General features: G+C 68.2%; 10 protein-coding genes and 2 riboswitches. Of the genes, 2 read left to right on the top strand and 8 right to left on the bottom strand.

Going from position 1 to position 11,685, the window contains the following annotated elements; genetic code table 11:
* Positions 1–54 precede the first annotated feature (54 nt).
* Positions 55–657 carry a TetR/AcrR family transcriptional regulator gene (locus M2317_RS02825; RefSeq protein ID WP_429457112.1) on the top strand — a complete coding sequence of 201 codons (603 nt, stop codon included), beginning with the start codon at positions 55–57 and terminating at the stop codon, positions 655–657.
* A gap of 36 nt (positions 658–693) precedes the next feature.
* Here the strand turns inward: M2317_RS02825 and gcvP are convergent, their stop codons facing one another.
* The 8 genes from gcvP to M2317_RS02865 form a co-directional block, all read right to left on the bottom strand.
* On the bottom strand, positions 694–3,507 hold the full coding sequence (gcvP, locus tag M2317_RS02830) for an aminomethyl-transferring glycine dehydrogenase (protein ID WP_429457647.1): 2,814 nt from the start codon (positions 3,505–3,507) through the stop codon (positions 694–696).
* 61 nt (positions 3,508–3,568) lie between these two features.
* A complete protein-coding gene (gcvH, locus tag M2317_RS02835; protein ID WP_429457114.1) occupies positions 3,569–3,946 on the bottom strand; it encodes a glycine cleavage system protein GcvH in 378 nt (125 codons plus the stop codon).
* Positions 3,943–5,043, bottom strand: a complete 1,101-nt coding sequence (gcvT, locus tag M2317_RS02840; RefSeq protein ID WP_429457116.1) for a glycine cleavage system aminomethyltransferase GcvT — start codon at positions 5,041–5,043, stop codon at positions 3,943–3,945. The genes gcvH and gcvT overlap by 4 nt, the downstream gene beginning before the upstream one ends.
* Positions 5,044–5,097: 54 nt before the next feature.
* Positions 5,098–5,185, bottom strand: a riboswitch (glycine riboswitch).
* A riboswitch (glycine riboswitch) is annotated at positions 5,186–5,281 on the bottom strand.
* Between the two features lie 27 nt (positions 5,282–5,308).
* Positions 5,309–6,142, bottom strand: coding sequence for an ABC transporter ATP-binding protein (locus M2317_RS02845; protein ID WP_429457118.1), 834 nt, complete (start codon positions 6,140–6,142; stop codon positions 5,309–5,311).
* The gene (locus M2317_RS02850; protein ID WP_429457120.1) at positions 6,139–7,023 is read right to left on the bottom strand and encodes an ABC transporter ATP-binding protein; all 885 of its coding nucleotides are present in this window, start codon (positions 7,021–7,023) and stop codon (positions 6,139–6,141) included. Before M2317_RS02850 ends, M2317_RS02845 begins: the two co-directional genes overlap by 4 nt.
* Positions 7,020–7,985 (bottom strand): ABC transporter permease, encoded by a 966-nt coding sequence (locus M2317_RS02855; RefSeq protein WP_429457122.1) that lies wholly within the window; start codon positions 7,983–7,985, stop codon positions 7,020–7,022. The genes M2317_RS02850 and M2317_RS02855 overlap by 4 nt, the downstream gene beginning before the upstream one ends.
* Positions 7,978–8,973: an ABC transporter permease gene (locus M2317_RS02860; protein WP_429457124.1), complete on the bottom strand. Its 996-nt coding sequence runs from the start codon at positions 8,971–8,973 to the stop codon at positions 7,978–7,980. Before M2317_RS02860 ends, M2317_RS02855 begins: the two co-directional genes overlap by 8 nt.
* Before the next feature lie 38 nt (positions 8,974–9,011).
* Positions 9,012–10,709 (bottom strand): ABC transporter substrate-binding protein, encoded by a 1,698-nt coding sequence (locus M2317_RS02865; protein ID WP_429457126.1) that lies wholly within the window; start codon positions 10,707–10,709, stop codon positions 9,012–9,014.
* Between the two features lie 215 nt (positions 10,710–10,924).
* Between M2317_RS02865 and M2317_RS02870 the strand changes: the two genes are divergently transcribed.
* On the top strand, positions 10,925–11,635 hold the full coding sequence (locus M2317_RS02870; RefSeq protein ID WP_429457128.1) for an NUDIX hydrolase: 711 nt from the start codon (positions 10,925–10,927) through the stop codon (positions 11,633–11,635).
* The last annotated feature ends 50 nt before the right edge of the window (positions 11,636–11,685 follow it).

The raw sequence follows: 11,685 nt of genomic DNA on the forward strand, positions 1-11,685 counted from the left end.
TGCCGGGGTGACCCGAGCGCCCCGGCATCCTGCGGATCAGGAAGAATGGCGGAGATGATCGACGCCGAATCCAAACAGGACTCCCTGCGGACGCGCCGCGTGGGCAGCAGCGACCGGCGAGTGCTCAAGACCCGACGCAGGTTGATCGACGCCTTCCGTCGGCTCGTGGATGCGGACGAGATCCGCACGGCCGGCGTCGCGACGATCGTCCGAGAGGCCGGGACGACGCGGTCGTCCTTCTATGCGCACTTCTCCGGCATCGGCGACCTCGCCGCGACCGCGCTCAGCGACTTCAGCGAATCGGTCATCGCGGATGCCCGCAGCGCCATCCTCGACGGCGCATCGAAGACGGTCGTCAACCGACAGGTGCTGCTGGACATCGTCCGTTTCGTCGCGGACCACCGCACCACATACGGGGTCCTGCTCGTCTCTGATCCGGCCTTCGCCGAAGGGTTCGCCGCGGGGCTCACCGAATCCGTCCTCGTCACTCTGCGCACCAGGGAGACGCTCGCCGCCGACCCGGAGGTGACGGCGCGCTACATCGCCGCCGGCACCCTCGCCGCCATCTCCTGGTGGCTGGCGGACGGCGCGGAACGCACAGCGGAGGAATTGGCCGACGCGTTGATCGCGATCGCGCCCCCCGACTTCCGCGACTGACGCGGCGCGCTCACGGATGAGCGCGCCGCGTGCGGTCTACGCGAACGCCTCGATCGGCGGGCACGCGCACACGAGGTTGCGGTCGCCGTACGCCTGGTCGATGCGGCGGACCGGGGGCCAGTACTTCCCGGCGACGAGCGCGTGCACGGGGTACGCGGCCTCCTCACGGGTGTACGGGTGGTTCCACTCCCCCGCGATCAGCGACACCGCGGTGTGCGGGGCGTTCACGAGCGGGTTGTCGCCGGCTTCCCAACGTCCGCTGGCCACGGCATCCGCTTCGGCCTTGATCAGGATCATGGCCTCGATGAACCGCTCGATCTCGCCGAGGTCCTCGGACTCGGTCGGCTCGACCATCAGCGTCCCCGGCACCGGGAACGACATGGTCGGCGCGTGGAAGCCGTAGTCGATCAGGCGCTTGGCGACGTCGTCGACCGTGATGCCGGTGGCCTCCTTGAGGGGGCGGAGGTCGAGGATGCACTCGTGCGCCACACGACCGTTCTCGCCGGTGTACAGCACCGGGTAGTGCTCGCGCAGGCGCTCGGCGATGTAGTTCGCCGACAGCACGGCTGCCGCCGTCGCGTCCCGCAGCCCTGCCGCACCCATCATCCGCACGTACGCCCACGAGATCGGCAGGATGCCGGCCGAGCCGTACGGGGCCGCCGATACGACGCCGCCCTCGAAGACGAACCCACCGGCATGCTCCGCCTTCTGCGCGAGCGGGTGCGACGGCAGGAACGGGGCGAGATGCGCCTTGGCCGCCACCGGACCCACGCCCGGTCCGCCGCCGCCGTGCGGGATCGCGAACGTCTTGTGCAGGTTCAGGTGCGAGACGTCGCCGCCGAGATCGCCGAAGCGGGCGTAGCCCAGAAGCGCGTTGAGGTTCGCACCGTCGACGTACACCTGTCCGCCCGCATCGTGCACCGCAGAGGTGATCTCGACCACCTGCTGCTCGTACACGCCGTGCGTGGACGGGTAGGTGATCATGAGGGCCGAGAGCTCGTCCTTGTTCGCCTCGATCTTGGCGCGCAGGTCGTCCAGGTCGACGTTGCCGAGCTCGTCGCAGGCCACCACGACGACCTTCATACCCGCCAGGACCGCGGACGCCGCGTTTGTGCCGTGCGCGGACGACGGGATGAGGCACACCGTGCGGTGATCGTCGCCGTTCGCCAGGTGGTAGCCGCGGATCGCCAGGAGCCCCGCGAGTTCGCCCTGCGAACCGGCGTTCGGCTGCAGCGAGACCGCGTCGTAGCCGGTGACCTCGGCGAGCCAGCCCTCGAGCTGGTCGATGAGCTCCAGGTAGCCTGCGACGTCGGATGCCGGGGCGAACGGGTGGATGCCCGCGAACTCGGGCCAGGTGATCGCCGCCATCTCGGTCGCCGCGTTCAGCTTCATCGTGCAGGAGCCCAACGGGATCATGCCGCGGTCGAGCGCATAGTCGCGGTCGGCGAGGCTCTTCAGATACCGCATCATGGCAGTCTCCGAGCGGTGCACATGGAAGACCGGATGCGTCAAGTACTCGTCCTGGCGCAGGAGTGCTTCCGGGAGGGCGTTCGCGCCGCCGACGAGTCCGAAGGCCCGCTCCTGCTTGCCGCCGAACACCATCGCGATCTGGTGCAGCTCGCCGACGGTCGTGGTCTCGTCGACCGAGATGCCGATCGTGTCGGCATCCGCGACGTGGAACAGGATGCCGTAGCCGTGATGCGCCTGCTCGGCGTACTCGGCCGCGCGGCCGGGCACGCGCACCGAGAGCGTGTCGAAGAACGCGTCGAAGGCGATCTCGACGCAGGCCTCCACGAGCCAATCGCGCAGCAGCGTCGCCTTGCCGGCAGTCTCCGCGGCGATCGCGCGCAGCCCGTCAGGGCCGTGATAGACCGCGTACATCGCGGCCATGACGGCGAGCAGAACCTGCGCGGTGCAGATGTTGCTCGTCGCCTTCTCACGCCGGATGTGCTGCTCGCGCGTCTGCAGCGACAGCCGGTAGGCCGGCTTGCCGTCGGCATCCACCGATACCCCGACGAGACGGCCGGGGAGCTGACGCTCCAGCCCCTGCCGCACCGCCATGTAGCCGGCGTGCGGACCGCCGAAGCCCATCGGAACGCCGAAGCGCTGCGTCGTGCCCACCGCGACGTCCGCGCCGAGCGAGCCGGGCGAGGCGATCAGCGTGAGCGCCAGGAGGTCCGCGGCGACGATCGCGAGGCCGCCGGCGACATGCGCCGCGTCGATGACCGCCGACGGGTCCCACACGAGCCCGGATGCCGCGGGGTACTGCACGAACACGCCGAACAGCTCGTCAGGCAGCGCCTCGCCCGCGGCGAGATCGCGCTCGACGAGCTCGATGCCGACGGCATCCGCTCGGGTGGCCAGCAGGGCCTTGGTCTGCGGGAACGCGCCGGAGTCGACGACGAACACGTGCGAGGCGACCTTCGACGCGCGCCGCGCCAGGAGCATGCCCTCGGCCACGGCCGTCGACTCGTCCAGCATGGACGCGTTGGCGGTCGACAGGCCGGTGAGATCCGAGACCATCGTCTGGAAGTTGATCAGCGCCTCGAGGCGTCCCTGCGAGATCTCGGGCTGATACGGCGTGTACGCGGTGTACCAGGACGGATTCTCCAGGACGTTGCGCTGGATCACGCTCGGGGTGATCGTCCCGTAGTATCCGAGCCCGATCATCGGCGTGTTCACGGTGTTGCGGGCGGCGAGCGCACGCAGCTCAGCGAGCGCCTCGGCTTCGCTGGCCGCGGCCGGGATCGCGGTGTCGCCCGGAGCGGTATAGATGGACGCGGGAACGGCCTGGCGCATCAGCTGCTCGACGGGAGCCTCGGCATCCGTGATGCCGAGCGCGTCGAGCATGAGCCGCTGCGTCTCGGAGGTCGTCCCGATGTGACGGTCGGCGAAGGAGACCACTGCGCGATCAGCCCTGCGTCAGAGCGACGTACGCGTCGCGGTCGAGCAGGCCGTCGGTCGCGCCGTCCGCGACGGTCACCTTGATCAGCCACGCGTCCTCGAACGGCGAGGAGTTCAGCAGCGCGGGGTCGTCGACGACGGCCTGGTTGACCTCGGCGACCGTGCCGGCGACCGGCGCGTAGAGCTCCGAGACCGACTTGGTCGACTCGGCCTCGCCGAACACGTCACCGCGGCTGATCTCGGTGCCCACGGCTGGCAGCTCCACGAAGACGATGTCGCCCAGCGCGTCCGCCGCGAAGTCGGTGATGCCGACGGTCGCGACGTCGCCCGTCAGGGCGACCCACTCGTGCTCGTCGCTGTACTTCAGGGTGTTCAGGTCGGTCATTTCGTCCTCCGGTAGAAAGGCAGATCGGTCACGACGGCGGGAATCTTCGTCCCCCGCACGTCCAGGAACAGGTCGGCGGCGACCGCCGCGGGGTCGATGTAGGCCATCGCGATCGGATGGCCGAGCGTCGGGCTGAGCGCGCCGCTCGTGATCTCCCCGACGACGGCGCCGTCCTCGGTGACCACGGCGTATCCCGCGCGACCTGCGCGCTTGCCCTCGGCCGCGAGGCCGGTGAGCACCCGGGCATCGGATGCCGCGGCGACCAAGTCCTTGCCGACGAACGCATCCTTGTCGACGGCGACGACACGGCCGAGTCCGGCCTGGGCGGGCTTCGTGTCGAGCGACAGCTCGTGGCCGTACAACGGCATGCCGGCCTCGAGGCGCAGCGTGTCACGGGCTGCGAGCCCCGCCGGGACCAGTCCGTGCGACTCGCCCGCGGCCAGGACGGCGTCCCACAGCGCGGTCGCGTCCGCTGCTCGGACGAGAAGCTCGAAGCCGTCCTCGCCGGTGTAGCCGGTGCGCGCGATCAGCAGCGGCGCACCGTTGTAGAACGCGGACGCCCAGGCGTAGTACTTCTGCTCGGCCCACGGGATCGAGACCTCGTCGATGCCGGCGGTCGCGGCGACGATCGCCTCGGCGGCCGGGCCCTGCACTGCGAGGAGCGCGTAGTCGTCGGAAACATCGGCGACCGCGACGTCGAACGCTCCGGTGCGCTGAGGGAGCGCGTCGGCCACGGCATCCCGGTTCCCGGCGTTGGAGATGATGAGGAAGCGGTCCTCGGCGAGGCGGTAGACGATGATGTCGTCGACGATGCCGCCGGCCGGTTCCAGCACCAGGGAGTACTTGGCCTTGCCGATGCTCATGGTCGAGATCCGCCCGGCGAGGGCGTAGTCGAGATAGGCCGCGGCATCCGCTCCTTCGACGAGGAACTCGGCCATGTGCGAGATGTCGAAGAGACCGGCGGTCTTGCGGACCGCGTGGTGCTCGGCGAGATCGGAGGTGTAGCGCACCGGCATCTGCCAGCCGCCGAAATCGGTGAACGATGCGCCGAGCGACTCGTGTCGCGCACGCAGCGGGGTGTACCGAGTTTGGGTCATGGAGTTCTCCCGGAAGGATCGGAAGGATGCCGTACTGATTGCACGGTATCCGAGAACTCCCCCTCTGTCATCGGCCTGAGAGTTTCACCCTCGCGGGGCTTTCACCGTCGGCGGATGCGGACGCATCGCTTTTCAGAGTGGCCCGACCGGCGCGGTACGCGGTACCTGAGAGATTGGCGGGGAGGCTTGCTCCTTCGGTGCCCGGTCGCTTTCACCGGGGCTCTCCCGCACGGGTCGTGGGGCCGTCTTCAGTTGTGCGACCAGCTTACGGCCTCGCCGCGAGCTCCGCGCGCACCTCGTCCCGCAGCCGCCCCATGTTCTCGGGGTCCGGCGCCGCACCCAGCAGCGTCTTGGTGTAGTCGTGCTGCGGGTTGAGGATCACCTCATCCGCTGGCCCGCGCTCGACGATGTCGCCGCGGTACATCACGAGGATCTCGTCGCTGAAGTGCCGCGCCGTCGCCAGGTCGTGCGTGATGTAGAGCACCCCGAGATTCTCCTCGCGCTGCAGGTCGGCGAGGAGATTCAGGACGCCGAGGCGGATCGAGACGTCGAGCATCGACACCGGCTCATCGGCGACGATGAAGCGGGCGCCTGGTGCCAGAGCGCGGGCGATCGCGATGCGCTGGCGCTGTCCGCCGGAGAGCTCATGCGGACGCCGCTCCGCGAAGCTCTCGGCCGGAGACAGCCGGACGCGCTCCAGCAGATCGAGGGCCTGCGCCCGCACCTCGGCGGACGACAGCTTCGGATGATGGATGCGCAGCGGGCGGTCCAGGTGATGGATGATCGTGTGGAACGGGTTCAGCGACGCGAACGGGTCCTGGAACACCATCTGCACATCCGACCGGTAGCGCGCCAGTGCACCGCCGTGCGTGCCGCTGGGCGCGCCGTCGAGCAGGATCTCCCCCGATGTCGGCGTCTCGAGCTTCATCAGCATGCGGGCGATCGTCGACTTGCCGCTGCCCGATTCGCCCACGAGCGCGATCGTCTTGCCCGCTTCCAGCGTGAAGGACACGTCCTTCACCGCGTGCAGAGTGGTCGTCTTGAACCCGGACCGGAGCCGGAAGTCCTTGATCAGGTGTCGTGCCTCGAGGGTGCTCATCGTGCGTCCTCCTTCGCGGATGCCGTGACGGATGCCGTAGTCCCTGCGCCGCTGCGCACGAAACCGCCGCGCTCGCCCTTCAGACTCGGGAAGCTGGAGAGCAGCTTCTTGGTGTACTCGTGCTGCGGCGTGCGGTAGATCTCCTCCGCCGTCCCCTGCTCGACGATCTCGCCCTGGAGCATGACCGCGATCCGGTCGCTGATCTCGATGAGCATCGGCAGATCGTGCGTGATGAAGATCACGGCGAAGCCGAGCCGCTCGCGCAGGCGCATGATCTCGCGGATGATGCCGCGCTGCACGACCACGTCCAGCGCCGTCGTGGGCTCATCCATGATCATCACCTGCGGGTCCAGGGCGAGCGCCATCGCGATCATCACGCGCTGGCGCATGCCGCCGGAGAGCTCGTGCGGGAAGCTCGTGAGACGCGCGGGGTCGACGCCGACGAGACCGAGCAGCTCCTCGGCGCGCGCGGTCTTCGCCTTCCGGCTCATCCCAGGGCGATGCGTATCGAAGACGTCGAAGATCTGCGCCTTCACGCTGAGCACGGGGTTCAGCGAGTTCATCGCGCCCTGGAACACCATCGAGATCTTGTCCCAACGGAAAGCCCGCAGGCCGTCGTCCTGGAGGGCGACGATGTCGATGTCGTGGCCGTCGCGGTCGTGGAAGACGATCTCGCCGCTCGTCATCAGCGCCGGGGCCTTGAGCAGGCGGTTCAGTCCGTACGCGAGCGTGGTCTTCCCGCACCCGGACTCTCCGGCCAGACCGAGGATCTCGCCGCGGTGCAGCGTGAGCGACACGTCGCGGACCGCCTTGACCGGCGGGTCCACCTCGTACTCGATCGATACGCCACGGGCGGTGAGCACGGCTTCGGGGGCGGTCATGCGCCCATTCCCTTCTGCTTCGCTGCCTTGCGCACGCGGCGCGCGGCCTCGGGTGCGACCCGCAGCTTCGGGTTGATGATCTCGTCGATGGAGAAGTTGATCAGCGAGAGGCCGCAGCCGAGCAGTGCGATCAGGACTCCAGGCGGGATGAACCACCACCAGGCGCCGGTTCCCAGCGCCTGCCCGGATTGCGCGTCGTTGAGGATGGTGCCCCACGTGATCGAGTCCGTCGCGCCGAGCCCGAGGTAGGAGAGCCCTGCTTCGCCGAGGATGGCGAAGATGATCGCGAACAGGAACTGCGCCGCCAGCAGCGGCAGCAGGTTCGGCAGGATCTCGACGAGGATCACCCGGAACGACTTCTCGCCGGCGACCTTCGCCGCGTACACGTAATCGCGGCTGCGCAGCGACCGTGCCTGCGTCCGCAGGACGACCGCCGCACCGGCCCACGAGGTGATCCCGAGGACGAAGGCGACGAGCAACCAGCTGCGCGAGCTGAAGTAGGTGGCGATCACCATCGCGAGCGGCAGGCCGGGGATGACGAGCGCGATGTTGGTCACGAGCGACAGGCTCTCGTCGCGCCATCCCCCGACGTACCCGGCGAGCACGCCGAACAGCAGCGACAGGATGATCGCGATGAGCCCCGCGACGATCCCGACCAGGAGCGACCCCTGGGTGCCGTGCGCGAGCTGAGCGAAGACGTCGTAGCCGAGCTTGGTCGTGCCCAGCAGGTGCTCCGCGCTCGGCGGCTGCAGCGCGTCGTTGCCCGAGTAGCGCGGGTTCTGCGTGACCAGCGGTCCGATGATCCCGAACAGCACGATCGCGATCACGATGACGAGGCCGGTGACGAGTTTGGCCGACATCGTCGGCATCATGGCGCGCCAGCCGCCTCCGGTGCGCTTCTGCGTGACGAGCGCGACGGTGTCCGGCGGAGTGGATGCGGGCTTCGTGATGGTGTCAGACATTGTGGCGTGCCCTCGGGTCGATGTAGCCGTAGACGAGGTCCATGATGAAGTTGGCCGCGAGCACGGTGAGGGTGATCACGAGGAAGACCCCCTGCATGAGCGCGTAGTCGCTGTTCTGCACAGCCTGGAACATGAGCTTCCCGATGCCCGGGTAGGTGAACACCTGCTCCATGACGATGGAGCCGGCGACGACGAACCCGAGGGTGATCGCGAACCCGGCGATCGACGGGATGGCGGCGTTGCGCGACGCGTACATGGTGAGGATGCGTCGCGGCTTCAGCCCCTTGGCCTCTGCGGTGGTGACGTAGTCCTCGGCGAGGGTGGACACCATCATGTTGCGCATCCCGAACAGCCAGCCGCCGACCGAGCTGATCACGATGGTCACTGCCGGAAGAACCGCGTGGTGCACGGCATCCGCGAAGAACGCCCAGCTCCACTCCGGGCCCTTCGGGAAGTCGAACACGCTGTACCCGCCGATGATCGGGAACCAGCCGAGGCCGACGGCGAATACGGCGACCAGGACCAGGGCGAGCCAGAAGTACGGGATGGATTGCAGGATCGTGGTCGCCGGGATGAGGTGATCGACCCAGGTGCCCCGCTTCCAGCCGACCCAAGCGCCCAGGGCGATGCCGAGGACGAACGAGATCACGGTCGCGACTCCGACGAGGATCAGCGTCCACGGCAGCGCCTGCCCGATGAGCTCGGCGACCGGGGTCGGATACTTCGTGACGGAGATGCCGAGATCCCCGCGGAGCATCCGGCCCCAGTAGCCGATGTACTGCTCCCACATCGAGGCGTCGTCCGACCCCAGGAGCAGCTTGATGTTGCGGACCGTCGTCTCCGACACCTCGCCGCCACTGCGCTGCAGCTTGGCGATCATGATGTCGGCCGGGTCCCCCGGCATGAGCCGAGGGAGCAGGAAGTTGAGAGAGATCGCGGCCCACAACGTGATGATGTAGAACCCGATCCGGCGGGCATAGTACTTCATGTCACTTCGACTTCCTGCTCCCGTGCATCAATGGGTGATCAGCCGGCCGGCTGCAGCTGCGGCAGGATGAATCCGGCCGACACCGAGCCCCAGGACGGCGGGAACGCGTACAGGTCCTCCTCCGTCGGCCAACCCGTGAAGTCCTTCGCGTTGTAGAAGGTCTGGGTGGCGTTGATCACCAGCGGGATGTACGGCAGGTCGCGCACGATCTCGGTCTGGATCGCGGCGTACTGCTCCATCTTCACGGCCTCGTCGTTCGTCGCGTTGGCGGCGGCGATCGCGGCATCCACCGTCGGGTTGTTGTAGCGGCTGAAGTTCCAGCGACCGGCGGGCACTTCCTCGCCGACCGGGCTGGTCGACTCCACGGCCGTGCCACCCAGCCAGTCGCGGTAGATCTGGAAGGGATCGGCGACCGAGGTGCCGATCATGCCGCCCACGATCAGCTCGTACTGTCCGGTCTGGCGCGCGTCGGAGAACTCCTGCCACTGCACCGTGCCGACGTTGATCGTGATGCCGGCCTCGGCCGCCTGCTCGGCGATCAGCTTGGCGGCGTCGTTGTAGTCTGTCCAGCCGTCGACCGAGATGAGGTCGAGCTCGATCGGCGTGCCGTCCTTGCCGTACATCCCGTCGGCATCCTTGGTGTAGCCGGCAGCTTCGAGGATGGCTCCGGCGCCCGCGGCATCCGGGCTCTGCGGGCTGACCTCGTTGGCGGGGTCGGCGACCCACTTCTCGTCGCGGGGCAGCAGCGCGTAGGTCGGCGAGATCTCGCCGGTCAGGTCGACGAACGCCTTCTGCTTGATCGTGCCCCGGTCGATGGCGACGTTCAGCGCCTGGCGCACCGCGACATCGGTCTGCTCGCCCGTGCAGCCCAGGTCCGCGTTCGCGCACGTGTAGAGCACGGTGGGATCCTGCGGGGTGTTGATCCAGTCGATCTTGCCGTTGCCCGTGACCGAGTCGGGGTTCGGGATGAACATGCCCGCCCAGTCGAGTTCGCCCGCGGCGAGAAGGTCCTGCGCGGCCTGGTTGTTGTCCACCGCGATGTACTGCACGGTGCCGACGCCGAGGTCGTCCGCGTCGCGGTAGTTCTCGTTGGCGACGAGCACGTACGACTCGCTCGTGACGCTGTCGACGACGTAGGCGCCGGATCCGACCGGCTCCTCGTTGGTGAAGGTGGCGAAGTCCTCGACCTCGCTCCACACGTGCTCCGGGAGGATCCACGTGCCGCCCATGCGCTGCCATTCGGACGTGAACTGCGGCGTGGAGTACGTCAGCACGACGGTCGTGTCGTCCTGCACGTCAGCGGAGACGAGACCCTGGCCCTCGGGGTTGTTGCCCTCGTACGTGAACGTGAAGGCCACGTCCTCTGCAGTGAGCGGCTCGCCGTCGCTCCACTTCAGGTCGGGCTTGATGGTCACGGTGATGACCGTGCCGTCCTCGTTGTACTCGTAGGTGTCGCCGATCATGCCGGTCGCGGGCTCGTCGGCCGTCTTGTTGAAGAAGAACAGCGGCTCGAGGATCGGCCCGAGCGCACCGTGGAGCACGGTGGGAGCGAACGGGTTGAAGTTCGCCTCGATCGGCGTCTGACTGCCGGCCCAGACGCGCAGCGTCGTGTCGGTCTCACCGCCGTCGCCGGTCTCGTCGCCGCCACCGCCGGAACAGGCGGTGAGGCCGAGTGCGAGGACGGATGCCCCCGCGATCGCCGTGATCGCGACACGGCGCTTTCCATTGCGGATCATGTGTTGTGTTTCCTCTCGATGCTTCAGTGCTTGGAGGTGCTGCTCATCCTTGAGACCCCGGGAGGGGTTTGTTAGGACAGTAACCTAACAAACTCTGCCAGGGCGAACAAGATCGGTGGTCACGGGCATGTAACGTTTCCGATTCCGTTGTGTGACAGGCCCGGTTTGATGTTCTGGTCACCATGACACTAAGATCATTCGCGGAGGTTAGAGTCATGTCGACCAGAACCAGGGATGCCGACATCCGCGTGGCGGTGTCGACGGTGATCCTGACGCTGCGCCGCGGCGACGACGGCGCACCGGTGCTGTCGCTGCCGCTCGTCCTGCGCACCAGGGATCCGCACCAGGGACAGTGGGCGCTTCCCGGCGGATGGCTCGTCGCGCAGGAGGGTCTGGAACAGGCCGCCGCGCGCACGCTCGCCGAGACGACAGGTCTGGCGCCGAGCTACCTCGAGCAGCTCTACGCGTTCGGGGACGTGGACCGCTCCCCCAGCCGCGTCGTCTCGATCGTCTACTGGGCTCTGCTGCGTCAGGACGAGGTCGATGCGCAGAGCGCTGCGCACATCGCCGCTGGCAACGCCCCGGAGAACGTGCAGTGGTTCGATGCGAGCTCGCTGCCGCAGCTCGCCTTCGACCACAACCAGATCGTCGACTACGCCCTGTGGCGACTGCGCAACAAGGTCGGCTACAGCCGCGTCGCGCACGGCTTCCTTCCCCCCACCTTCACGCTCTCCGATCTCCGGGAGGCGTACGAGACGATCCTCGGCCGACGGCTGGATCCGGCCAACTTCCGCCGCCAGGTCGAGGCCACCGGGACTCTCGTGCCGACCGATGCGTTCCGCACCGGCAGCCATCGACCTGCCCGCCTCTACCGCTACAACACCGACGTCGAGCTCGCCGACCGCGGCCCGCTCGTCTCCCGCTGAGACCGGCCAGGTCCCGGCATCCGACCCTGCACACTCCGAACCCGACCCCG

This window comes from Microbacterium sp. ZKA21 (genome assembly GCF_050434165.1).
Lineage (GTDB): Bacteria > Actinomycetota > Actinomycetes > Actinomycetales > Microbacteriaceae > Microbacterium.

Bases quoted from the DNA above. Each gene is read 5' to 3' on its own strand.
- M2317_RS02865 (WP_429457126.1), bottom strand. From the start codon at position 10,709: ATGATCCGCAATGGAAAGCGCCGTGTCGCGATCACGGCGATCGCGGGG.
- gcvP (WP_429457647.1), bottom strand. From the start codon at position 3,507: ATGCTCGACGCGCTCGGCATCACGGATGCCGAGGCTCCCGTCGAGCAG.
- M2317_RS02870 (WP_429457128.1), top strand. From the start codon at position 10,925: ATGTCGACCAGAACCAGGGATGCCGACATCCGCGTGGCGGTGTCGACG.
- M2317_RS02860 (WP_429457124.1), bottom strand. From the start codon at position 8,973: ATGAAGTACTATGCCCGCCGGATCGGGTTCTACATCATCACGTTGTGG.
- gcvH (WP_429457114.1), bottom strand. From the start codon at position 3,946: ATGACCGACCTGAACACCCTGAAGTACAGCGACGAGCACGAGTGGGTC.
- gcvT (WP_429457116.1), bottom strand. From the start codon at position 5,043: ATGACCCAAACTCGGTACACCCCGCTGCGTGCGCGACACGAGTCGCTC.
- M2317_RS02825 (WP_429457112.1), top strand. From the start codon at position 55: ATGATCGACGCCGAATCCAAACAGGACTCCCTGCGGACGCGCCGCGTG.
- M2317_RS02850 (WP_429457120.1), bottom strand. From the start codon at position 7,023: ATGACCGCCCCCGAAGCCGTGCTCACCGCCCGTGGCGTATCGATCGAG.
- M2317_RS02855 (WP_429457122.1), bottom strand. From the start codon at position 7,985: ATGTCTGACACCATCACGAAGCCCGCATCCACTCCGCCGGACACCGTC.
- M2317_RS02845 (WP_429457118.1), bottom strand. From the start codon at position 6,142: ATGAGCACCCTCGAGGCACGACACCTGATCAAGGACTTCCGGCTCCGG.